18 protein-coding genes and 1 pseudogene are annotated in these 22,010 nt (G+C 74.2%); 9 read left to right on the top strand and 10 right to left on the bottom strand.

Annotated features, from left to right (window positions below; translation table 11 throughout):
* Positions 1-82: 82 nt before the first annotated feature.
* Both ACIBBD_RS13080 and ACIBBD_RS13075 read right to left on the bottom strand, forming a co-directional pair.
* Positions 83-2,155 (bottom strand): DUF1996 domain-containing protein, encoded by a 2,073-nt coding sequence (locus tag ACIBBD_RS13080; protein WP_399419496.1) that lies wholly within the window; start codon positions 2,153-2,155, stop codon positions 83-85.
* A 162-nt stretch (positions 2,156-2,317) separates the two neighbouring features.
* Positions 2,318-3,085, bottom strand: a complete 768-nt coding sequence (locus ACIBBD_RS13075; RefSeq protein WP_399419495.1) for a hypothetical protein — start codon at positions 3,083-3,085, stop codon at positions 2,318-2,320.
* Positions 3,086-3,520: 435 nt separating this feature from the next.
* Here ACIBBD_RS13075 and ACIBBD_RS13070 point away from each other — a divergent pair, with 435 nt between their 5' ends.
* A complete protein-coding gene (locus tag ACIBBD_RS13070; RefSeq protein ID WP_399419413.1) occupies positions 3,521-3,928 on the top strand; it encodes a cupin domain-containing protein in 408 nt (135 codons plus the stop codon).
* A 227-nt stretch (positions 3,929-4,155) separates the two neighbouring features.
* Here the strand turns inward: ACIBBD_RS13070 and ykgO are convergent, their stop codons facing one another.
* Together ykgO and rpmG are read right to left on the bottom strand one after the other, a co-directional pair.
* Complete coding sequence (ykgO, locus tag ACIBBD_RS13065) at positions 4,156-4,278, bottom strand: type B 50S ribosomal protein L36 (protein WP_399419412.1); 123 nt, start codon at positions 4,276-4,278, stop codon at positions 4,156-4,158.
* A gap of 118 nt (positions 4,279-4,396) precedes the next feature.
* Complete coding sequence (gene rpmG, locus ACIBBD_RS13060; protein ID WP_399419411.1) at positions 4,397-4,561, bottom strand: 50S ribosomal protein L33; 165 nt, start codon at positions 4,559-4,561, stop codon at positions 4,397-4,399.
* A gap of 346 nt (positions 4,562-4,907) precedes the next feature.
* Here rpmG and ACIBBD_RS13055 point away from each other — a divergent pair, with 346 nt between their 5' ends.
* Positions 4,908-5,588, top strand: coding sequence for a lipoprotein (locus ACIBBD_RS13055; RefSeq protein WP_399419410.1), 681 nt, complete (start codon positions 4,908-4,910; stop codon positions 5,586-5,588).
* A gap of 17 nt (positions 5,589-5,605) precedes the next feature.
* On the opposite strand, the gene ACIBBD_RS13050 is transcribed toward ACIBBD_RS13055, so the two are convergent.
* From ACIBBD_RS13050 to ACIBBD_RS13040, 3 genes are all read right to left on the bottom strand, one after another.
* Entirely contained in the window at positions 5,606-6,451 is an 846-nt protein-coding gene (locus ACIBBD_RS13050; RefSeq protein WP_399419409.1) for a DUF72 domain-containing protein, read from the bottom strand.
* A gap of 96 nt (positions 6,452-6,547) precedes the next feature.
* On the bottom strand, positions 6,548-8,119 hold the full coding sequence (locus ACIBBD_RS13045) for an amidohydrolase (RefSeq protein ID WP_399419408.1): 1,572 nt from the start codon (positions 8,117-8,119) through the stop codon (positions 6,548-6,550).
* A gap of 26 nt (positions 8,120-8,145) precedes the next feature.
* Positions 8,146-9,594 (bottom strand): APC family permease, encoded by a 1,449-nt coding sequence (locus tag ACIBBD_RS13040; RefSeq protein ID WP_399419407.1) that lies wholly within the window; start codon positions 9,592-9,594, stop codon positions 8,146-8,148.
* Between the two features lie 233 nt (positions 9,595-9,827).
* On the opposite strand from ACIBBD_RS13040, the gene ACIBBD_RS13035 reads away from it, so the two are divergent.
* From ACIBBD_RS13035 to ACIBBD_RS13010, 6 genes are all read left to right on the top strand, one after another.
* Entirely contained in the window at positions 9,828-10,448 is a 621-nt protein-coding gene (locus tag ACIBBD_RS13035; RefSeq protein ID WP_399419406.1) for a TetR/AcrR family transcriptional regulator, read from the top strand.
* A gap of 164 nt (positions 10,449-10,612) precedes the next feature.
* Positions 10,613-13,108 carry a SpoIIE family protein phosphatase gene (locus ACIBBD_RS13030; protein ID WP_399419405.1) on the top strand — a complete coding sequence of 832 codons (2,496 nt, stop codon included), beginning with the start codon at positions 10,613-10,615 and terminating at the stop codon, positions 13,106-13,108.
* A gap of 79 nt (positions 13,109-13,187) precedes the next feature.
* Positions 13,188-15,881, top strand: a complete 2,694-nt coding sequence (locus ACIBBD_RS13025) for a SpoIIE family protein phosphatase (RefSeq protein WP_399419404.1) — start codon at positions 13,188-13,190, stop codon at positions 15,879-15,881.
* A gap of 169 nt (positions 15,882-16,050) precedes the next feature.
* Positions 16,051-17,415 (top strand): FAD-dependent oxidoreductase, encoded by a 1,365-nt coding sequence (locus ACIBBD_RS13020; RefSeq protein WP_399419403.1) that lies wholly within the window; start codon positions 16,051-16,053, stop codon positions 17,413-17,415.
* Between the two features lie 192 nt (positions 17,416-17,607).
* Entirely contained in the window at positions 17,608-18,573 is a 966-nt protein-coding gene (locus ACIBBD_RS13015; protein ID WP_399419402.1) for a DUF1152 domain-containing protein, read from the top strand.
* 189 nt (positions 18,574-18,762) lie between these two features.
* Entirely contained in the window at positions 18,763-19,371 is a 609-nt protein-coding gene (locus tag ACIBBD_RS13010) for a hypothetical protein (RefSeq protein WP_399419494.1), read from the top strand.
* A gap of 391 nt (positions 19,372-19,762) precedes the next feature.
* On the opposite strand, the gene ACIBBD_RS13005 is transcribed toward ACIBBD_RS13010, so the two are convergent.
* From ACIBBD_RS13005 to ACIBBD_RS12995, 3 genes and pseudogenes are all read right to left on the bottom strand, one after another.
* Positions 19,763-20,293 carry a roadblock/LC7 domain-containing protein gene (locus tag ACIBBD_RS13005; RefSeq protein ID WP_399419401.1) on the bottom strand — a complete coding sequence of 177 codons (531 nt, stop codon included), beginning with the start codon at positions 20,291-20,293 and terminating at the stop codon, positions 19,763-19,765.
* A 356-nt stretch (positions 20,294-20,649) separates the two neighbouring features.
* Positions 20,650-21,108 carry a DUF4383 domain-containing protein gene (locus ACIBBD_RS13000; RefSeq protein WP_399419400.1) on the bottom strand — a complete coding sequence of 153 codons (459 nt, stop codon included), beginning with the start codon at positions 21,106-21,108 and terminating at the stop codon, positions 20,650-20,652.
* Between the two features lie 355 nt (positions 21,109-21,463).
* A pseudogene (locus ACIBBD_RS12995) lies at positions 21,464-21,658 on the bottom strand (winged helix-turn-helix transcriptional regulator); the annotation flags it as partial.
* Between the two features lie 85 nt (positions 21,659-21,743).
* On the opposite strand from ACIBBD_RS12995, the gene ACIBBD_RS12990 reads away from it, so the two are divergent.
* Positions 21,744-21,896, top strand: coding sequence for a hypothetical protein (locus ACIBBD_RS12990; RefSeq protein WP_399419399.1), 153 nt, complete (start codon positions 21,744-21,746; stop codon positions 21,894-21,896).
* Positions 21,897-22,010: the final 114 nt, after the last annotated feature.

The following is a 22,010-nucleotide window of genomic DNA, read 5'->3' as shown; positions in this document are numbered from 1 at the left end:
CGCGGCCCGGTGGAGGGGCGGCTCCTCCCCTCCGGGTGCACCCGAACGTGCCCCCTTCGCGCGGGGAGAAGCCGCGGGGACCTCAGTACGGACGCTTGGCGGAACGGCGCAGAAGGACGAACCCTCCGATCACCAGCAGCCCTCCGGCGGCCGCGGGCCACAGGTCGGCGCCGGTGTCGGCCAGTCCGCCCTGGGCCTGCGGCGCGGGGACGACGGGGGTGTCGCCCGCGTCGGCGGGGGGCGGGGTCTGCGTCGGCGCGGTCGCGGCGTTGCCGGTGTCGCTCTGCGTGCCGCCGCCGTTCTGCGCGCCGGGGTCCTGGGCGGGCGGGGCCGCCGCCTGGGTCGACTTGGTGGTGGGCTTCGCGTAGGCGCGGGGTTCCGCGCTCACCGGGGTGTCCGCGTCACCGGCGTCACCGGCGGCGGGGTCGGGGTCGGCGGGTGCGGTCTCCGCGGGGTCGGTCCCGGGTGCCTCGGGGTTCTGGGCGGGGGGCTGCTGCCCTCCCTGGTCCTGGTCCTGGTCCTGGTCCTGGCCCTGGTCCTGGCCCTGCTCCTGGCCGGAGCCGTTGTCCGCGCCGTCGCCGGTCCCGTTGTCACCGGCGCCGTTGTCGCCGCCGTTGTCACCGGCGCCGTCGTTCCCTCCGTTGTCGCCGCCGTCGTTCCCTCCGTTGTCGCCGCCGTCGTTCCCTCCGTTGTCGCCGCCGGAGCCGGCGCCGCAGGTGCGGCCCTCGTTGATGCAGTCGACCATCTGGCCCATCAGGTCCTCGTCGAAGACGTTGATGAAGTCACCGTGGTCCGTGACCGGCTTGTGCAGCTGCTCGGGGAAGGAGTCCACCGCGAACAGCGGGGTCGTGCGCCCGCCGTCCTGGAGGCTGGGCGCGTCGACGTCGTAGACGATCCGCTGGACGAGCTGCGGGATGGCCCGGAAACCGGCCGGGCAGCCGCCGTCGGCGCCGGCGAACGCCACATGGGTGCGGTGGTTGGCGCTGTCGATGTTGGTGCCGTCCCAGCAGCTCTGGAAGCGGAAGGTGCGCACCACGTCGCTGCCGTCCGGGCAGAGCGGGTACTTGTCCTTGAGCTGACGGTCCTCGAAGCCGGTGCAGCTCCAGGACGCGTTGGCGTTGGCCGTGCCGTTGACGAAGGCCTTGGCGTCGCCGGTGATGATGCGCAGCAGCCGGGGCATGGCCGTGACCTCGCCGCGCGCGTTGCCGACGAAGGTCATCGTGACCTCCTTGGGCGTCACGATCTCACCGGCGTTGCCCTCGATGCCGCCGCCCGGAGCCTGGGCGTCCCGCTCCTGCGTGCCGTTCTGCAGCCGCAGCACCGGCCAGAAGTACGAGGACCTGTCGCCCTGGTCGACGCAGCTGGTCTCGGCGTTCGCGAGGTCGTCGTCCGAGGCGAAGGCGTCGTTGGCCTGGTTGCCGACGTAGTCGTGGAAGTGGTGGGCGCCGTTGGTGACACCGGGCGCGACGATCACGTTGTCGGAGTTGAACAGGCCGTTGGCGTTGACGCCGCAGCTGGTGCTGAAGGTGCCGCGGGAGGCGTCGGCGGTCGCGGGCGGGGTCTGCTGGGCAGGCTGGATCGTGGTGATGTCCGCGTAGTCGGCGGCCACGGGGCCGTTCCCGGCCTGCCCGCCGTTGCCCTGCTGGCCGTCGTCCTGCTGGCCGTCGTCGCCCTGCCCGCCGTTCTGCTCCTGACCGTTCTGGTCCTGACCGTCCTGGCCCTGGTCCTCCCGGCCCTGACCGTCCTGGTTCTGACCGTCCTGCCCCTGGCCGGCCTCGCCCGCCTGGTCGTCGGCGGTGCGCAGGCTGCACGCGGCGAGGTCCTCCAGGCCCTCCGGGCGGTCCCCGGCGCGCTCGATGGCGACCGCGATCCGCTCGATGGTCGCGCCGCGCTTCTCCTTCAGCGGGTTCATCACCGCGTTGTCGGCGAAGCCGGCGTCCTCACGCACGGCCTGTGCCGAGCCCTGGAGTTGCCGGTAGGCGGCGGCGATCTGCTCGTCCAGCAGGGCGAGTTCGCGGTCGACCTCCTGCGCGGCCGCGTCCGGCACGCTGGTCAGCCGGCTGCCGACGTCCGGGCAGTCGATGGTGACGGAGCCCGACGTCCAGGGCGTTCCGGAGTCGTCCTCGGTCGCGGACGCGTAGACGTTGGCGGCCATCATCCCTCCGCCGCCCAGCATCAACGCGACCGCGGCGAAGGTCGCGCGCCGTCCGCCCGTCGGGCGTCTGCGCCTGTTGTGTCCCACGGAGTGCTCCAAAACCTCGTCGACGGCCAGGACATGAAATCCCCCGGCCCAATACGCAGCCGGACCCCGCAGTGTTCAACCGCCCCGAGAATTCACAGCAATCTCTTGCAGACAGGCCCTGTCCTGCGCTTCCGCCGGTACCTCAGGGAGGTGTCCCGGTTCCGGACGCTCCGGCTCCGCGTGCTCGGGTGCGGGCCGGGACAGGATCCGCCGCCGTCTCCCCCGCCCTTCGTGGAGCAGGCCCAGGACGAGGGCGGCGGCGACGGCGACGAGGTGTTCACGGCCGGCGAGGTTGGGCCGGGCGATCGACTCCCACACCATCGAGCCGCCGGTGAGGAGGAAGACGACGGTGGCACGGCGGACGACCGAGAGGTACGTGAAGAGACCCACGACGGCCGCGGACGGACCGGTGTCGAGCACCTGCCCCGCCTCGGGCGGCAGTCCGAACCCCCACCGGTCCGGCCCCGCCGCGATCATCACCCGTGCCGTGAGGGTGCCGGCCAGTGTGGTCGCGTAGGCGACCGCCAGGGTCCGTGCTCGCCCGAGGGTGACCTCGGCCAGGGCGAAGGCCAGGAACAGCTGGGTGATGCCGGCCCACACCGGCAGGTCGAGCGCCGGGACGTACAGGGAGACCGGGGTGCGCAGCAGGGCCAGCCACAGGGGCAGGTCGCCCTGGACCCCGCCGAGGGCCCGCACCACCTCCGCGCCGGCCGGCCGCTGCGCGAGGGCGTGGAAGAAGATCACGCCACCGCAGGCGACGAACGCCAGCAGGAGCCGGGACGGCCCCCGTCGGCGCAGCCGTCGTACCGGGTCGACGACGATGGCGTGCCACTCGGCGCGCAGCGTGCGCCCGGTGAAGGCGGCCGCACGCCGCGCCGCACCGGCCCGGTGCCCGCTGTCGGCGGCGTCGCCCCACCGCCCCTCCGTGCCGCCCTGTCGCCGTCGCCGTGCCGGACCCACGATCCCCACCGTCCTCCCCAACCACTCGCCACGCGCCCATCCGGGCGTACGGCCGCATCTCGTCCCCGTACGAGCGGTTGGCCGTGGAGGTGGCGGGCCGCACGCCGGGTCGGTCGCCCCGGTAGACGCCGAGACGGCCGTCGGGGATCACTCCGAGCCCGTGACCGGGGCGAATGCCGGGTTCCCCTCCGGTGGACTGCCGTACCCCGCGCCCCTGACAGCCCGTCACGACCCCGTAACACCGATCGGATAATCTCACCGCGTGAAACGCACTGACCAGCGGACCATGACACCGGCCCCGTTACCGAGGCGGACATCGTGAGCGGCCCGTCGCCCGTGGCGGCCCGGCCCGCCGCCGATCCCGTACCGGCCCTGCTGGCCGACGGCGTCCTCACCGAACAGCTCGCCCTCGCCGCGCCGGAGCACACCCGCGTGGTCGTGGCGCGGTACGAGATCCCGCCGGGCGGGGAGCTGCCCTGGCACTACCACGAGGGCAGGGTCGTGGCGGTGGTCACCGCCGGGACGCTCACCCGGACCCTGGCGGACGGTTCCGAGTGCGTCACCACCGCCGGCGAGTGCATCGTGGAGCCCGTGGGACCGCAGGGCGTGCACAAGGCGGAGAACCGGGGGACGCAGACCCTGAGCATCTGTGCCCTGTTCTTCCTGCCGGCCGGCAGCCCGTTGTCCACGCGTGCGGCGGCACCGGACGCGGCGGTGCGCCACTGAGCGCGCGCGGAGCAGGGACGGGAACGTGTGCGGGATCCCGGCCGGTTCGGACGGTGGGAGAAGTCGGCGCCGGCCGGGAGCGGACGGTGTCTCCGGAGAGCACGGCCGCTCCCCCACCGTAGAGCGGCCGGGGCGGATCCGCCCGGTGAGGGGGCGCGGCGGGTGACGGCATACCGGTGGGCCCGGCCCCGCATCGGGGCCGGGCCCACCGGACCGGTCCTGGCCGCTCAGCCCTGGCGGGCCTTGGAGCGGGGTTCCTTCTTGTTGATGACGAAGGTCACCCCCTTGCGGCGCACCACCTGGGCGCCGGGCCTGGACTTCAGCGAGCGCAGGGACTTGCGCACCTTCATGACTGCCTCCTCCGGTCGGACACCCTCCGCCCGAACGCACTTCGGCCGTACGCACTCCGGTCGTACGCACTCCGGTCGTCCGAACGCCGCTCGAACGCACTCCGGTCGTGCGCCGAGGTCACCGTTCCTCGCGGAAGGCGACGTGGCGTCCCGCCACGGGGTCGTACTTGCGCAGGACCAGCCGGTCGGCGTCGTTCCGACGGTTCTTGCGGGTCACGTAGGTGACACCGGTGCCGGCCGTGGACCTCAGGGTGATGACGGGGCGCGCCGTGCTGCGTGCCATGGGGAACCTCCTTCCACCGACACGCACCGCATCCTCTGCATTGAGCCGTGCATGTCAGTCACGCCGTACAACGGAGGAGGGGGTTGGGACATTCCCGCATTCCGGAGTGGGCGCGGCCTCGTCGCCCCGCCGCGTCGGTCCGGGCGGGCGCGCCCCCTCGCCCCGCCGGTCGGTCCGGGCGCGCCCCCTCGCCCCGCCGGTCGGTCCGGGCGCGCCGCGCGCTCGGCAGGCGCGGGGCAGGCTCGCGCCGGCCGCCGCGACCTGCCCGTCCGGTGTGTCGGAGGCCTCGGATACAGTGCTCCGCCGGTACCGGGTGGACCGGTGCCGGAAAGAAGGGGAGACAGCGGTGCGCTTCGGGGTGGGGAACGTGGGGCGGGGCCTGGTGGTGGCGGCCTTGCTGACGGGTGTGGCGACGGGATGCGGGCAGACCGGGCAGGACTCGGAAGCGTCCTCGAAGGCGTCGGCCAAGGGGGCGGCGAAGGCCACCGCCGAGGTCGCGGCGCGCGGGGGCAGCGTCGGCGCCGACGGGTCCGCCTGTGAACTGCCCGTCACCTTCGACATCGCCGAGTTCTGGAAGGCCGAGGCCGTCGACTCGGCCTCGCGGGAGGGCGACACCGGCGACGAGCTGACCGACGAGCTCGCCGACGCGCTGCTCCGTCAGGGCCCCGTCACCATGGCCTGCGAGGTCGACGCCAAGCCCGCCGGGAAGATCGGTTTCCTGCGCGTGTGGACCGGCGAGCCGGGCGACGCCGACGCCCGCGCCGTGCTGGAGGACTTCGTCACCGCCGAGAGCGGGTCGAGCGGGGCGACGTACCGCACCTTCGAGGCGGGCGGCCTCACCGGCGCAGAGGTGGAGTACGTCACCACCAGTGAGCTGCTGGAGGAGACGAAGAAGGAGCGCGCCCTCGCCGTGACCACGCCCGACGGCCCGGTCGTGCTGCATCTCGGCGGCATGGACACCGAGGAGCACGAGGCGATGCTCCCGGCGTTCGAGCTCGCCAAGGGCACCCTGAAGGCGACCGCCTGACGGTCCGCCGGCGTCCGTCAGCTCCGGAGCAGCTCGCGCATCCTCGCGGCGGCCCGGACGGCGGCGTCGGCGCAGCAGTTGTTGAACAGCACGTGCACCTGCTCGGCCCGTCCGGCCAGCGCGCGCACCCGGGGCAGCCACTCCCGCAGTTCGTCGTCGGTGTACTCGTGGCGGAAGCGGTCCTCCTTGCTGCCCGTCCCCCAGGCCGGGCTGCGGCCGTGGAAGCGCACGACCGCCAACCGCGAGGAGGTCACGGGCGTGACGGGTGGCACCGCGGACGGCAGTGACGGCTCCATGTCGACGGCGACGGCGGAGAATCCGTACGACCGCAGCAACTCCGCGGTCGTCCGCTCCTGTTCGCCGCGCCACCAGTCGGGGTGCCGGAACTCCACGCAGACGGGCCACCCCGCGGTGCGCTCGGCGCACTGGGCGAGGACCTCCCGCGCCCGCGCCCCGGGCCGCAGCCACGGCGGGAACTGGAACAGGACGGCACCCAGCCGGCCCGCCTCCCGCAGCGGCCGCACGCCGTCCGCGAACCGCCGCCACACCTCGTCCAGCGCCTTCGGGGAACGGATGTCGTCGGGCAGCCCGGGCGGGAGCACCGCGGACCGGGTGGGGTGGCCGGTCAGCAGGGAGAAGGCCTTCACGTCGAACACGAAGCCGTCGGGTGTGCGCTCCGCCCACAGCCCGCTGGTGCGCTCGCTCGGCAGGGCGTAGTACGTCGAGTCCGCCTCGACGACCCGGAAGCGTTCGGCGTAGTGCCGCAACCGGCCCTCCGCGTCCCGCCGTCCGGTCGGGTACCAGCCGCTGCCGACGAGCGCCCGGTCCGTCCACGAACAGGTGCCGACCACTATCTCGCCCATGGCGGGCGGTTACCCCGAAGAACGCGGGAACCACCACCCTCCCCGGTAGCGACGCGGATCCTCGCGCCCGCCGAGCAGCCGATCCCCCCCTCGAAGTCAGCAGTCCTGGTGCACGACATGACCGCCCGTCACCGTCAGGGGGACCGGCGCGTCCGCCAGTTCGCCCGCGGGAGCCTCCACCGGGTCCACGGAGAACGCGGTGAGGTCGGCCCGGAAACCGGGCGCGATCCGTCCCGCGGCGTCCTGCTCCCCCGCCGCGCGGGCCGCGTGGGTGGTGCAGCCCTCCAGGGCTTCGAGGCCGGTCAGGCCCGGTCGCCGGGAGGCCGCGCCCCGGGGGCTGCGGGCCGTCGCCAGGACCGCCCGGACGTCGTGGTGGGCGATGGGCCAGTCCGAGCCGAGGGCGAGAGTGGCGCCCGCGTCGCGCAGGTCGCGCAGGCGCCAGGCGTGGGCGGCCCGTGCGGCGCCGAGCCGGCGGGACCACTCGTCGGTGCCGTCGGGGCGGGTGTAGGCGGTGTGCGGAGGCTGCATCGAGGCGGCCACCCCGACCTGAGCGAACCGGGGCAGCAGGTCGTCCGGCGCCGTCTCGATGTGCTCGATCCGGTGCCGTCCCCGGGCGTCGGGGCCGAGGGCGGCCACGGTGTCCAGGACGTGGTGGACGGCCGCGTCCCCGATGGCGTGCGTGGCGGTCCGTACGCCGGCCGCGTGCAGGGTGCGTACGGCGGCGGCGTAGGCTCCGGGGTCCGGCCAGAAGGCGTCCGTGCCCTGGCCGTGGCAGTCGGCGTGCCGCAGCCACGCGGTGCCGCCCTCGACGGTGCCGTCCATGAAGAACTTGACTGCGCCGACCCGCCAGTGACGGCCCTTCAGGCCCTGGGCCGCGATCAGTTCCTCCAGGTCGTCGGCGTCCGCGCCGGGCATGCACCAGGGCGCGAAACGCAGCCGCACCGGCAGGACCGTCTCCTCGGCCACGGACGCCACCAGGTCGAGGTCGCCGCCGTCCATGACATGGGCGCCGGTCAGCCCGGTCGCCGCCATCGCGGACAGCAGGCCGAGCAGCCGGGCCCGGCGGGCGTCGTGGGACAGCCGGGGGGCGACGGCGGCGACCAGGTCCATCGCCGCGTGCTCGACGAGGTGCCCGGTCGGCCGTCCCGTGTCGTCGCACACCACCTGCGAGCGCTGCGCGAAGTCCCGCGGTCCGGTGACCCCGGCGGCGGCCAGGGCCTTGCCGTCGGCGAGGGCGGAGTGGCCGTCGTACAGGCGCAGGAAGGCCGGCGATCCGGCCAGGACGTCCTCCACGAGGGCGCGGTCGACGGGCCGGCCCTCGAAGGCGTTGTGGTCCAGGCCGTACCCGAGGACCCAGCCGTCGACGCGTGCGGCGGACGCCAGCGCGGCCCGCAGCCCGGCCAGGTCCGTCACCGCCGACAGGTCGGTGCCGGTCGCCATCTCCAGACCCCACACGGGGTGGCTGTGCGCGTCCACCAGACCGGGCACGAGATGCGCGCCGTCCAGCCGCACCACCTCCGTGCCGGGCCCGCGCCAGTCGCGTACGTCGGCCTCCTCCCCCACCGCGGCGACGCACCCGTCGCGCACGGCTACGGCGGTGGCCCGGGGGCGGGCGGGATCGAGGGTGCGGATCCGGGCTCCGGTCACGATCAGGTCGGCGGTGGGCATGGCAGCGGCTCCTCTGCTCGGTGCGGTCATTCGGCGAACTGGGCGTACACCCGCGGTCGTCTGCGGCGCAGCCACCATGCGAGCAGGAGGCCGACGGCGAAGACGGTGGGGGCGACGGCGATCAGGACGGCGTTCACCGTCGGGGACGCGCCGGTGAACAGGTCGATGTGGCCGACGACGAGGACGATCGCGGTGGCCAGCAGAACGGTCGCGGCGATCGGCGCGACGAGGGTGCGCAGCACGCCCTCCTGGTGGCGCACGCGGCGGAAGTAGCAGGGCACGGCGATCGCGGCGAGCAGCTGGAGCAGCAGCAGGCCGATCATGCCCGGGGTGTTGACCCAGAGCAGGAGCTGCCCGTACGGGTCCGCGTCCGCCGCCCAGAAGGCGGTGACCACCACGGCGCCCAGGACGGTCTGGGCGAGACCGGCGACGTACGGGGAGCGGTGGCGGGGGTGGACCCGTCCCAGCCGCCGGGGCAGCACGCCCTCCTCGGCGAGGGCGAGGCCGTAGCGGTTGATGGCGTTGTGGAAGGCGAGGAGGGAGGCGAGGACGCTCGTGACGATGAAGACGTGCATCAGGTCGGCCGCCCAGTCGCCCACGTAGGTGCTGATGGCGGTGAAGAACAGACCGGCCGGGTCCTCGCCGGCGGCGGCGACGACCTCGTCGTCGCCGAAGGCCTGGACGGCGATCCAGACGACGAAGGCGTAGAAGAGGCCGAGGAAGCCGATGGCGAGGTAGGTGGCGCGCGGGACCGTGCGCTCGGGGTCGCGGGCCTCGCGCCGGTAGATGACGGTCGACTCGAAGCCGGTGAACGCGGCGAACGCGAAGGCGAGGACGGCGGCGGTGCCGGGGACGAGGACGTTGCCGGGTGCCAGGGAGGCGGCCGACAGTCCGTGGGCGCCGCCCTTGAGCAGGACGCCCGCCGCGAGGAGGACCAGGATGCCGGTCTCGGCGACGAGGAGGACGCCGAGGACCTTGGCGCCGAAGTCGACGGAGCGGTAGCCGCCGTAGCCGATGAGCAGCAGGCCGGCCAGGGAGACCGGCAGCCAGGGCACGTCGCTGCCGGAGAGGGCGTGCACGGTGTCCTGGGTGGAGGTGGCGAGGAGGCCGTAGACGCCGATCTCCATGCCGTTGTAGCCGATCAGGGCGAGGAGGGCGGCGCCGACGCCGACGGGGCGGCCGAGGCCGCGGGTGATGTAGGCGTAGAACGCGCCGCCGTGGGTGACGTGCCGGCTCATCGTGGTGAAGCCGACGGCGAGGACGGCGAGGGTGAGACCGGCGACGAGGTAGCCGACGGGCGCGCCGATGCCGCCCAGGAGGATCGCGAGCGGGGCGACGCCGGCCATGACGGTGAGCGGGGCGGCGGCGGAGACGACGAAGAAGGCGATGTCGGCGGTGCCGAGGGTGCCGGAGCGCAGGCCCGCCGGGGCGGACGGCGCTCTCTCCTGGGCGGGGTCGGGGGTGGTCACGGACACGGGGGAAGCCCTTCGAGCGGCGGACGGGAGGGTCCCGGACGGGAGGACGGCCGGGTTCGAGGGTCCACGGCGACAGCCTGGACCAGGGCGTGCGGGATCGCGCCGGGGCCCCGCCGCACCGCGGATGACGTGCGCCGGGACCCGTAAACCTAAAGGCTTTCGGTTTCCGCAATGTAACCTTCCGGTGGGCATCCGGGAAGCCCCCGGGGCAGACCGCAGGGAGCACACTGACCATGGGACGGCCGCGCACACCGCTCCTCGACCGCGAGCGCATCACCACCACGGCGCTGCGGCTGATCGACGAGCAGGGCGACTTCAGCGTCCCGCAGATCGCACGGCGGCTCGGCGTCCAGACCGGCTCGGTGTACCACCATGTGGACGGCCGGGACGGCATCGTGGAACTCCTGCGCGAGCGGGTCGCGTCCGCGATCGACCCCGGGACCCTGGAGCTGGCGCCCTGGGACACCGCGCTGGAGGCGTGGGCACGCTCCTACCGCGCCGCGTTCGCCGCGCACCCGCGGGCGATCCCGCTGCTGATGACCTCGCCCGTCCGGGCACCACGGGTCCTGGAGCAGTACGAACGCGCGGTGACCCTGCTGCTGGACGCCGGCTTCCCCGCCGCCGAGGTGATGCCGCTGATCATCGCGCTGGAGAACCTCGTCCTGGGCTCCGCGCTCGACCTGGCGGCCCCCGAGACCATGTGGGAACTGACGGACCGCGCCCCGACCCCCCGCCTCGCTGAGGCCCTCGCCGCGGTCGGCGAGGGCCGCGCGGACCGCGCCTTCGACCTGGGTCTGAAGGGCTTCCTGGACCTCGCGCGGGCGGCGCGGGAGGCGGGGCGGGCCGCCGGATAGGGCGGGGCGGCCCCCGCCCGTCCTCACCCCGCCCCACGCCGAAGCCGCCCGCGCCCGCCGCCCCGCCGGGCTCCGCCGGTCACCCGCGCGGATGCACACCGCCGTCGATGAGGCGCATTCTTGCTGTGTCGCCCGTCGGGCGGCGCACGGACGAGGTGGGGCCGATGAATGGGAGCGCCTGGGACGAACGGGCGCCGGCCGGGGTGCTGGCCGGGGCCGCGGTGGACGCGCTGCGGGCCGCGGATGCCCGGGCCGGGGGCGTGTACCTCAACTCCCGCACCCCCGGACTGCTGCGGCTCGCCGTCCTCGCGGGACTGCCCGGGCCGCTGTTCCGGCCCTGGTGGCGGGTGAGCGTGGACCGGCCGTTCCCGGTCGCCGACGCCCACCGGCTCGGCGTACCGGTGATCCTGGCGAACGCCACGGAGGCCATGCGGCGCTACCCGCAGTACGCGGCCGGCCTGCCCTTCCAGTTCGGCACGCTCAACGTGCCCGTCGCGGCGGACGGGCGGGCCTTCGGGGTGATGACCGTGCTGTGTGCGGCGTCCGCGGACGCCGGGGAGGTGCTGGCCTCCCGTGAGCGGCTGACGCTCGTGGCGGACGGCCTCGCGGCCGCACTGCTCCGCAGGCAGGCGGTGGGACGGACCGTCACCTGGGACGACGAGCCGCTGTGCGTGCGTCCGCCGGCCGCGGGTCCGCCGCCGGGGCGGGTCGGGCATCTGGCCTGGGACCCGGTGACCGGCGCCGTCACCGCCGACGAGCCCGCCCGCGCCCTGCTCGGGCTCGCGCCGGACGAGCGCCCGGGCACCCTGGACGCGCTGGCACGGACCGTCGACCCGACGGACGCCCAGCGCCTCCCCGCCCTATTGCGCGAGACCGCCCAGGGCAGACCGCCGCCCCGTCCGGTGCAGCTCCGCACCGCCGACGGCGGTCTGCGGCTGCTGGAACTGTGGGCGGCACGTTCCGCCCCGTCGGCCCCCGTCACCGGCGTCCTCCTCGACCCGGGACCCGGCGCCCTCGCCGACGGTGCCGCCGACCTGCTGCCGGAGGGCGTGTTCTGCCTGGACCGGCTGGGGCTGATCGTCTACGCCAACCCGCGGGCCGCTCACCTGCTGGGCGCCGAGCGTTCCCGGCTGCTCGGCCGGTCCCTGTGGGAGGCCGTGCCCTGGCTGAACCAGCCCGCGTGCGACGAGCATCTGCGCGGCGCGCTGCTGTCGCCGGAGGAGCCGGTGCACTTCCACGTCCGCCGGCCCGGCCCCGCCGACGAGGACCGGGGATCCGGGCCGCGCCCGTACGAGGGCGACTGGCTGAGCGTGGCCGTCTTCCCGGGCCCCGACCTCCTCACCTGCACCGCCGTCCCGGCCAACCGCGTGCCGCACGCCCCGGGCGGGCCCGTGTCCGCCGCGGCGGCCGACGCCGGGACCGAGGCTCCCGCCCGGGACGCCGTCGCCTCCACCGCCCCGCTGTACCGGCCGATCGTCCTGGCCATCGCGCTGACGGAGGCGGTGACCGCCCGCCAGGTGTCGGCGGTGGTCATGCAGGAGCTGCTGCCCGCCTTCGGCGGCCGCCGGCTGGCCATCTACCTGCTCCAGGAACGGCACCTGTACCTGGCCTGGGAGACCGGCTTCCCCGAGGGCTTCCTGGCCCCGTTCGAGGGCGTCGCGCTGGACGCGCGGCTGCCGGGCGTGGAGACGCTCACCACCGGCCGTCCGATCTTCTTCGACTCGATGCAGCAGCTGGCCGACGCCTACCCGGGCATCCCGCTCGACGCGACGGAGGGCGCCCGCGCCTTCCTGCCACTGATCGCCTCCGGCCGCCCGGTCGGCTCGTGCATCCTGGGCTTCGACCGCCCGCGCAGCTTCAGCTCCGAGGAGCGCACGGTGCTGACCGCCCTCGCCGGTCTGATCGCCCACGCGATGGAGAAGGCCCAGCGCTACGACACCGAGGCCGCCCTCGCCCGCGGCCTCCAGCAGGCCCTCCTCCCGGGGCGGCTGCCGCGGCACGCGCGCGTGGAGACCGTCGGACGCTACCTGCCGGGCACCGAGGGCATGGAGGTGGGCGGCGACTGGTACGACGTCGTGGGGGCCGGAGACGGCCTGGCCCTGGTCATCGGCGACGTGCAGGGGCACGGCGTGCAGGCCGCCGCGACCATGGGGCAACTGCGCAGCGCGGTGCGTGCCTTCGCCCTGGGCGACCGGCCGCCCGAAGAGGTCATGGGTGGCACCAACCTCCTCCTCATCGACCTGGACCCCGGCCAGTTCGCCAGCTGCTGCTACGTCCGCCTGGACCCGGCGACCGGCCTGGCCCGGGCGGTCAACGCCGGGCACCCGCCGCCGCTGCTGCGCCACCCCGACGGACGTACCCATGCCGTGGAGCTGCCGGGCGGGGTCGTCCTCGGGGTCGACCCACGCGCCCACTACCCGGTGGCGGAACTGCGCCTGGAGCCCGGGGCGATCCTCGCGCTGTACACGGACGGCCTGGTCGAGCGGCCGGGCCACGACATCGACGACGGCATCACCGCCCTGCGCACCACCCTGGCCGCCGCCGGCGCTCCCCCCGAGCGGTCCCTCGCGGACGTCGCCGACCGGCTCACGGCGACGGCCCGGCAGGCCACGGACCGGCCCGACGACATCGCCCTGCTGCTGGCCACCCCGCTCCCCTGACGAGCGCCGGCACGAGTACGGTCCATCACTGTGCGTACCGCCCCTCGCCTCACGGAGCCGGGCAGTGTAGACATGGCTCATGGTCCGACTCCTGGGGCGATCGGATACCCGGCCGGCCCGTCGCCCCCGGGACCCGCGGGCGCGACGGACACCCGAGAGCACGCTGGGCGGCCGCAGCCTCGCCGCGCAGGTGTTCGTCCTGCAGGTCGTCATCGTGCTGCTGCTGGTCGTCGCGGCGGTGGTCGCCCTGGTGCTCCAGGTGCGGCACGACAGCACCCGTGAGGCCCGCAACCGCTCCCTCGCCGTCGCCGAGACCTTCGCCAACTCCCCGGGCATCGTGGCGGGGTTGCGCGCTCCCGACCCCACCGCGGTGCTGCAACCGCGCGCCGAGGCCGCCCGCGAGGCGTCGGAGGTCGACTTCATCGTCGTCATGAACCCCGACGGTGTCCGCTACACCCATCCCAAGCCGGACCGCATCGGCAAGAAGTTCGTCGGGACGCTGGCACCGGCGCAGGCCGGGGGCACGGTGGTCGAGGAGGTCGAAGGGACCATCGGCCGGCTGGTGCAGGCGGTGGTGCCGGTGAGGGCGCCCGACGGCGAGATCGTGGGGCTGGTGTCGGCCGGCATCACCACCGCGCACGTCGGCGGGAACGCGGACCGTCAGCTGCCGCTGGTGCTGGCCACCGCCGCGGCGGCCCTCGCCCTCGCCACGGGGGGCACCGCGCTGGTCAGCCGCCGGCTGCTGCGCCAGACCCACGGCCTGGGCCCGCGCGAGATGACCCGCATGTACGAACACCACGACGCGGTGCTGCACGCCGTACGCGAAGGGGTGATCATCGTCGGCGGCGACGGGCACCTGCTGCTCGCCAACGACGAGGCGCACCGTCTGCTGAACCTGCCGCCGGACGCCGAACGCCGTGACGTCCGCGAGCTCGGCCTGGACGCCGGCACCGCCGAGCTGCTCGCCTCCGGCCGGATGGTCACGGACGAGGTGCACCTGGTCGGGGAGCGGCTGCTGGCGATCAACCAGCGGCCCACCGACCTCGCGGGCGGGCCCGCCGGCAGCGTCGCCACGCTCCGTGACTCCACGGAGCTGCGCGCCCTGTCGGGCCGGGCGGAGGCGGCGCGCGAGCGCCTGGACATGCTGTACGCGGCCGGGGTGGGCATCGGTACGAGCCTGGACGTGACCCGGACGGCGGAGGAGCTGACGGAGCTGGCCGTGCCCCGGTTCGCGGACTTCGTGACCGTGGACCTCTTCGACGCCGTCCTGGAGGGTGAGGAGCCGGACTCCCGGGCCGCGCTGCGGCGCACCGCGATGAGCGGGGTGCGCAAGGGCGCGCCGCTGTACGCGGTGGGCGAGCGCATCCGTTTCGTGGACACCGCTCCGCAGGCCCGCAGTCTCGCCGCCGGGCGGCCCGTGCTGGAGGCCCGGCTCGCCGAGTCTCCGGGCTGGCGCGCGCAGGACCTCGAGCGGACCGAGCAGGTGGTGGAGTTCGGCATCCACTCGCTGATCACCGTGCCGGTGCGGGCGGGGGCGCTGGTCCTCGGGGTGGTCAGCTTCTACCGTTCGGAGCGGCCCGCCCCCTTCGATCCGGAGGAGGTCGTCCTCGCGGAGGAGCTGGTGGCGCGCGCCGCGATCTCCATCGACAACGCGCGCCGCTTCACCCGCGAGCACGGCATGGCCGTCACCCTCCAGCGCAGCCTGCTGCCGCGGACCCTGCCCGACCAGGGCGCCCTGGACATCGCCTACCGCTACCTGCCCGCGCAGGCGGGCGTCGGCGGGGACTGGTTCGACGTCCTGCCGCTGTCCGGCGCCCGCGTCGCGCTCGTGGTCGGCGACGTCGTGGGCCACGGGCTGCACGCGGCGGCCACCATGGGCCGGCTGCGCACCGCCGTCCACAACTTCTCGGCCCTGGACCTCGCGCCGGAGGAGCTCCTCGGGCTGCTGGACGAGTTGGTGGCCCGCATCGACCAGGACGAGACGGCCGACGGGACCGCCGCGCCGGTGACGGGGGCGACCTGTCTGTACGCCATCTACGACCCGGTCTCCCGGCGCTGCATCGTGGCCCGCGCCGGCCATCCGCCGCCCGCCCTGGTGCACCCCGACGGCCGGGTCGAGTTCCCGGACGTGCCGGCCGGGCTGCCGCTGGGGCTGGGCGGGCTGCCGTTCGAGACGGCCGAGCTGGAGCTGGCCGAGGGCAGCCGGCTGGTGCTGTACACCGACGGGCTGGTCGAGGACCGCACGCAGGACATCGACACCGGTCTGGAGCGGCTGCGCAGCGCCCTGGAGCAGGCGGAGGGGTCGCCGGAGAAGACCTGCCAGGTCGTCCTGGAGTCGTTGCTGCCGGCCCGCCCGAACGACGACATCGCGCTGATCGTCGCGCGCACCCGGGCGCTGGGGCCGGACCGGGTCGCCGAGTGGGACGTGCCGGTGGACCCTGCGGCGGTGGGCGAGGTGCGGGCCGCGGTCGTCCGGCAGCTGGCGCGCTGGGACCTGGAGGACCTGTCCTTCACGACGGAGCTGATCCTGAGTGAGCTGGTCACCAACGCGATCCGCTACGGCAGCCCGCCGGTGCGGGTCCGTCTGCTGCGGGACCGCACCCTGATCTGCGAGGTCTCCGACAGCAGCAACACCTCGCCACACCTGCGGTACGCGACGATGACCGACGAGGGCGGCCGCGGCCTGTTCCTGGTCGCCCAGCTCACCGACCGCTGGGGCACCCGCTACACGCCCACCGGAAAGGTGATCTGGGCGGAACAGCCCCTGCCCTGACGGCCGGGCACGGTCCCCGTTCCCGCCCTCCCCGACGGCTCGCGGCGCCCACATCCGGCTCATAAATGACGTTTATGAGCTCATAGACCGGACCCCGGTACCGACTTAGGTTTGCCTTAGTTTAGGCTTCCCGTCGAGTCGATCTGTCGCCGTTCGAAGGGAACTGATCATGCCCCGCCCCCTGCGGGTAGCCATTGTCGGAGCCGGCCCCGCCGGGATCTACGCCGCCGACGCGCTGCTCAAGTCCGATGCGGCCACCGACCCCGGTGTCTCCATCGACCTCTTCGAGCGCATGCCTGCCCCGTTCGGTCTGATCCGTTACGGCGTTGCTCCGGACCACCCCCGGATCAAGGGCATCATCACCGCCCTGCACCAGGTCCTCGACAAGCCGCAGATCCGCCTCTTCGGCAATGTCGACTACCCCACCGACATCAACCTGGACGACCTGCGCGCCTTCTACGACGCGGTCGTCTTCTCGACCGGCGCCATGGCCGACCGCGAGCTGTCGATCCCCGGCATCGAGCTGGACGGCTCCTACGGCGCCGCCGACTTCGTCTCCTGGTACGACGGTCACCCGGACGTGCCGCGCACCTGGCCGCTGGAGGCGGAGAAGGTCGCCGTCCTCGGCGTCGGCAACGTCGCCCTCGACGTGGCCCGCATCCTGGCCAAGACGGCGGACGAGCTGCTGCCGACGGAGATCCCGCCGAACGTCTACGACGGCCTGAAGGCCAACAAGGCGCTGGAGATCCACGTCTTCGGCCGGCGCGGCCCGGCGCAGGCGAAGTTCTCCCCGATGGAGTTGCGGGAGCTGGACCACTCCCCCAACATCGAGGTCATCGTCGACCCCGAGGACATCGACTACGACGAGGGCTCGATCGCCACCCGGCGCGGCAACAAGCAGGCCGACATGGTCGCCAAGACCCTCGAGAACTGGGCCATCCGCGACGTCGGCGACCGGCCGCACAAGCTGTTCCTGCACTTCTTCGAGTCGCCGGCCGAGATCCTCGGCGAGGACGGCAAGGTCGTGGGCCTGCGCACCGAGCGCACCGCCCTCGACGGCACCGGCAACGTCAAGGGCACCGGCGAGTTCAAGGACTGGGACGTCACGGCGATCTACCGGGCCGTCGGCTACCTGTCCGAGAAGCTCCCCAAGCTGCCCTGGGACATCGACTCGGGCACGGTCCCGGACGAGGGCGGCCGCGTCATCGAGGAGAGCGGCGCGCACCTGCAGTCGACGTACGTCACGGGCTGGATCCGCCGCGGTCCCGTGGGCCTGATCGGCCACACCAAGGGCGACGCCAACGAGACGGTGTCGAACCTGCTGGACGACTTCGCCAACGGACGTCTGCACACGCCGACCTCGCCCGCGCCGGAGGCCGTGGACGCGTTCCTGGCCGAGCGCGACGTCCGCTTCACCACCTGGGAGGGCTGGTACAAGCTGGACGCCGCGGAGAAGGCGCTGGGCGAGCCGCAGGGCCGTGAGCGCGTGAAGATCGTCGAGCGGGAGGACATGCTCCGCGAGAGCGGGGCCTGAGCGCGTCCCGCTGCGGGTGTGCTCACCCGCAGCGGGTGAGAGCACCCGAAGCGTGCGAGCGCATCCGCAGGCGTGAGCGCGTCCGGCGTGAGCGCGCGCGTCGCGAGGGCCCGGAGCCACGAAGCTCCGGGCCCTCGGCGTTCCCGGCCTATTTCGGTGGGCCGCATGATCGACGCCTGTTAGCGTCCCGGCGTGTTCTCCCTCCACGAGCCTCCCCTGTTCACCCGGTTGCGCGACGCGCGGCGGATACTCGTCGCCGGCGCGGGCGGCGGTTTCGACATCTACGCGGGCCTGCCGCTGGCACTGGCCCTGCGGTCGGCGGGCAAGGACGTCCATCTGGCCAACCTCTCCTTCTCCGACCTGTACGGCCTGCCCGCCGACGTGTGGGTGGAGCCGGACGTCGCGGCCGTGGACCCCGGCACCCCGGCGCGGGGCGACTACTTCCCCGAGCGCACTTTGGCCCGCTGGCTCGACCTGCACGGCCTGCCCTCGACGGTGTACGCCTTCGCCCGCACCGGAGTGACCCCGCTGCGGGCCGCCTACCGCGCGCTCCTGCACCACCTGGACGGTGTGGACGCCGTCGTCCTGGTGGACGGCGGGACGGACATCCTCATGCGGGGCGACGAGCACGGACTGGGCACGCCCGAGGAGGACATGGCCAGCCTGGCCGCCGTGCACGGTCTCGACGAGGTCGAGCACCGGCTGGTGGCGTGCCTCGGCTTCGGGGTCGACGCCTACCACGGGGTCAACCACTCCCTCGTGCTGGAGAACCTTGCCGCGCTGGACCGGGAGGGCGGCTACCTCGGCGCGTTCTCCCTGCCGCGCGACAGCCGCGAGGGCGCCCTGTACCTCGACGCGGTGGCCCACGCCCAGGAGCACACCCCGGGCCACCCCAGCATCGTCAACGGCTCCGTCGCCGCCGCCGTACGCGGTGACTTCGGCGACGTACGGTTCACCGAGCGGACGAAGGACGGCGAGCTCTTCGTCAACCCGCTGATGGCGCTGTACTTCTGCGTGGACGCGCCCGCCCTCGCCCGCCGCAACCTCTGTCTGGACCGCATCGGGGACACGGTCCTCATGCGCCAGATCAGCTCCCGCATCGAGGAGTTCCGCGACGGACTCCCCCGGCTCAGGCAGCCGCGGGCGTTCCCGCACTGACGGGCCGCGTTCACGCGCCGTTGGCCCCCGCGTCAGCGGTCTGTCGTCCAGAGGGGGCACGGCGCGAATGGTCCGCGGGGCCACGGGCATGCTGTGAACGGGGTCACTTCCGGAACGCCGTGCCGGAACGCCCGGAGTGCCCTCCCCGCCCGTCTCGCCTCCCACGAAGGACCTGTGGTCTTGGCTCTCATGCACCCTGACGCCCCGTCAGCCCGCCGTCCCGGACGCTGCTGGACGATCCGTGTGGTCGGGCACCGGGACCGCACCGCTTCGGTCACCTGCTCCTCGCCGTGCGCGATGCCGCCGCGCTCGCGCGACCTCACCGCCCTGCGCCGCTTCGCCGAGGCCCATGCCGCCGCCCACGCACGAGCGGCCGCGGTACGGCCCGACGCCGCCTGCTGGTGCCGCCGCCAGCGGTGCGCGTGCCACGAGGGCACCCGGATCGCCTGCGCGGGCCTGGTCGTCCTGGTGCTGCGCCACGACCCGGCCGTCGGCCAGGTGTGGACACTCAGCGAAGTGTGCTCCGCCTGCGCGCAGGTGATGCCGCACACCCGTGTGATGGGCCGCGCGGCACCCCGCCCGTCCCCCGACGCGGGCACACCGGAGGCCGGACGGGCGACAGGTGGTCGTCCCGCTCCCCCCGCCCCACCGAGCGTGGCCCCGCCACGCCTCGTCCCCGGCGGGTTCAGCGCCCCCGGTCCGGGAGGCGGGACGGGCCCGGAACGGTCGGGCGGCCGCCGGCGCGGGCGGCTCGGCCATCGGCGCGGCCGCATGGAGACGGAGGGCGGAGGCATATGAGGGCCTCCGTCGGCGGCCCGAGGGGCAGCGAGCGGGCGTGAACGGGAGCCACGGGCCGGTCTGAGTGGGGCGGTGCGAGGGGGGACGGGAGACCAGCGTGCTGTCAGCCGGACCGTCTCGCGGCGACGGGAGGCCGGCGTCGGATCCAGTCCCGGAGCCCCCGCCCCGGAGGCCGGGACCGGGCGCTGGAACACCGGTGGCCGAGCCTCTTGGGCGACCGGCCGGGCGCGCGCCGGACGGCGGCGCCGGGCGGGCCTGTGGCGGGTGAGGCGGGCCTGTGCGGTGAAGGCGGGCCTGTGGCGGGTGAGGGCGGGCCTGTGCGGTGAAGGCGGGCCTGTGGCGGGTGAGGGCTCACCGCCCGCACCGTCCGGCTCCTGGCGCCGCCTTCGGCTCAGGCGCCGTACTCGGGGCCGTGCTGCGGCCGGAACTGGCGCGGTATGCGGACCGGCAGAGCGCCCAGGGGCCGGCCCTGGGGCGGCGTCGGCGGCGGAGGCGGTAACGGGGACGGGTCGCCGTCCTGGAACACGGAAGGGGTGTCCTCGCGTGGCGTCTGCCGTGCCGCCATCAGTTCCGCTATGCGGGCGCCACTGCGCCGGCCCTCCAGGTGCAGTCGGCCGACGTTGGCCCGGCCGTCGGCGAGCAGGGTGAGGACGGCGAAGGGGCCGGCCGCGTACGTGGCGACATAGCCGCCCGCCCCGCGCACGAGCAGTTCGCGGAACTCTCCCCGGGCCGTCAGGTCCACCATGCGGTAGCCGACGCCGAGGGCGGCCGCGGTGAGGGCCGCGAGCCCTTCCGGCTGGACGTCGGGCATGTCCTGGGCGAGGACGAGACCGTCGACGCTCGCCGCCAGCGCCCCCGTCAGCCGGGGCATGCGCGCCCGCAGCCGGTGCAGTTCGTTCAGGACCTCGGCCTCCACGGCCATGACCGGTCTCCTTTCGCCACCACGAGGGCTGGGGAAGTGCGTGCGCGGCGCATGCCGGACCGCACTCGCCCGCACGGCCACCGGGCCGCCGCGCCGAGAGCGTGATGCCGAGGTTACGGAAAGTGCTGGGCCGAGGTGAGAACTTTGGCATTTTCCTCTGGAACGTGCTGCGGGCCCCCATGACGACACCAGGGCCGGCGCAGGCGACCCGGTGAGGCTCCGAGAAGGGGGCCGCGCGGTCACGCGGTCCCCTTCTCGGTTCTCGACGGGAGCGGCCTCACCGCTCCCGGTGGGGTTCTCGGGTTGCGTCCGTCCCGGTCAGGCGCGGGCGGCGTCGACCGGGGTGCCGTAGCCGGTCACATCCTCCGGGAGGTGGGAGCCGTACGACGGGTGAGCAGCGCGCCCATGGCGATCATGCCGATGCCGAGGACGAAGTGCAGCCAGTCGTCGGCCGTGTTCAGCGGTATGAAGTTGGCTTCGCTGGTGTGGCCGACGAGCAGGCCGTACAGCCACAGCACCAGGTAGATGGCGCCGCCGACCAGCAGGAACGTGCGGGCGCCGGAGGCGGTGCGGGACATGGCCAGGCCCGCGACCCCGAACAGCAGGTGGACGAGGTTGTGCAGGATGGAGACCTGGAAGATGCCGAAGAGCTGGGCCCCGGATTCGTGCGAGGCGAACTGCATCGTGTCGTAGTTCGTGGTGATCCCCGGAATGAACCCCAGGACACCCACCAGCAGGAACACCGCCCCCACCAGCAGCGCCGCCTGCTGGACAGGAGTATGGGCCACTCTCGTCGCATGGGTGTGTGCGCTCATGGTGCCGACCTTCTCGCTCGGGGCGCGTCACGGTGAGCGCCCGTTGCCTCGCGAGTACCCCGTACGCGGCATTTTCGCCCTTTTGTCTTCCAACCGAGACCTACCAGGTTCCGGAGGGGTCCGGGTGACGGGCTCGGCGGGGGTGTCGGCGATCGTGAGGCCGTCGACAGCCGGCGGCTCGGGCCTGGGTCGCTGTCGTTCCAGGCGCGGGCGGCGGGTTAGGCGGGCGGGCCGCCACGGCCTGGTCATCGCCGCCACGCGGCCCCGGGGCCGCGCGCCCTGAAGGTCTGCACGCGGTCCTGTCGGCGGTCGACGCCGGCGGCTACAGCGTGCTGCACCGTTCGCGCGCCGCCCGCTACCGGGCCGGGTCGCTGTCGTAGTCGTGCCGGGCGCGGTCGACCTTGTCCAGGTTGCCGGACGCCCATTCGGCGAGGTGCGCGAAGAGCGCGAGGCTCCGGCCCAGCTCGCTGATCTCGTACTCGACCCGAGGGGGGACCTCCGGGTGGTAGGTGCGCACGACCAGCCCGTCGCGTTCCAGTTGCCGCAGGGCCGAGGCGATCGCCGAGGCGCTCGGTGAACCGGTCCGTCTCGTCGAGCAGACCCGCGACGAGGCCCGCGCGCAGATGCTGCGGTTCATGCCCGAAGCCGTGGTGGAGACGACCGTGGCCATCCTCGGTGACCCCGCCCCCGCCGAGCGGCGTGTCAGTCCCGGCGCCGAACGAGTCCTCGGCCGCGCACCCCGCACCTTCGCGGCCCGGGCCCGCAGTCACGTCGCCGCCTTCCGGTGAACCGCTGATCGCGTGGACGCCGGTCGTGGAGCGGGGCCAACGGCCGGACAGCGGCAACTCCCCGTGGAGCGCGATGAGTTGCTCCCGTACGGGTCCGGTGCGAGGCGGCTGCCC

Source organism: Streptomyces sp. NPDC051315 (genome assembly GCF_044455165.1).
Lineage (GTDB): Bacteria > Actinomycetota > Actinomycetes > Streptomycetales > Streptomycetaceae > Streptomyces.
This window is presented reverse-complemented; position numbering and strand designations above follow the sequence as displayed.

What these genes read in the sequence shown, in the direction of transcription:
- ACIBBD_RS13080 (WP_399419496.1), bottom strand. Translation starts at nt 2,155, where the DNA reads ATGGCCGCCAACGTCTACGCGTCCGCGACCGAGGACGACTCCGGAACG.
- ykgO (WP_399419412.1), bottom strand. Translation starts at nt 4,278, where the DNA reads ATGAAGGTGCGCAAGTCCCTGCGCTCGCTGAAGTCCAGGCCCGGCGCC.
- rpmG (WP_399419411.1), bottom strand. Translation starts at nt 4,561, where the DNA reads ATGGCACGCAGCACGGCGCGCCCCGTCATCACCCTGAGGTCCACGGCC.
- ACIBBD_RS13050 (WP_399419409.1), bottom strand. Translation starts at nt 6,451, where the DNA reads ATGGGCGAGATAGTGGTCGGCACCTGTTCGTGGACGGACCGGGCGCTC.
- ACIBBD_RS13045 (WP_399419408.1), bottom strand. Translation starts at nt 8,119, where the DNA reads ATGCCCACCGCCGACCTGATCGTGACCGGAGCCCGGATCCGCACCCTC.
- ACIBBD_RS13035 (WP_399419406.1), top strand. Translation starts at nt 9,828, where the DNA reads ATGGGACGGCCGCGCACACCGCTCCTCGACCGCGAGCGCATCACCACC.
- ACIBBD_RS13030 (WP_399419405.1), top strand. Translation starts at nt 10,613, where the DNA reads ATGAATGGGAGCGCCTGGGACGAACGGGCGCCGGCCGGGGTGCTGGCC.
- ACIBBD_RS13025 (WP_399419404.1), top strand. Translation starts at nt 13,188, where the DNA reads ATGGTCCGACTCCTGGGGCGATCGGATACCCGGCCGGCCCGTCGCCCC.
- ACIBBD_RS13020 (WP_399419403.1), top strand. Translation starts at nt 16,051, where the DNA reads ATGCCCCGCCCCCTGCGGGTAGCCATTGTCGGAGCCGGCCCCGCCGGG.
- ACIBBD_RS13010 (WP_399419494.1), top strand. Translation starts at nt 18,763, where the DNA reads ATGCACCCTGACGCCCCGTCAGCCCGCCGTCCCGGACGCTGCTGGACG.
- ACIBBD_RS13005 (WP_399419401.1), bottom strand. Translation starts at nt 20,293, where the DNA reads ATGGCCGTGGAGGCCGAGGTCCTGAACGAACTGCACCGGCTGCGGGCG.
- ACIBBD_RS13000 (WP_399419400.1), bottom strand. Translation starts at nt 21,108, where the DNA reads ATGAGCGCACACACCCATGCGACGAGAGTGGCCCATACTCCTGTCCAG.
- ACIBBD_RS12990 (WP_399419399.1), top strand. Translation starts at nt 21,744, where the DNA reads ATGCCCGAAGCCGTGGTGGAGACGACCGTGGCCATCCTCGGTGACCCC.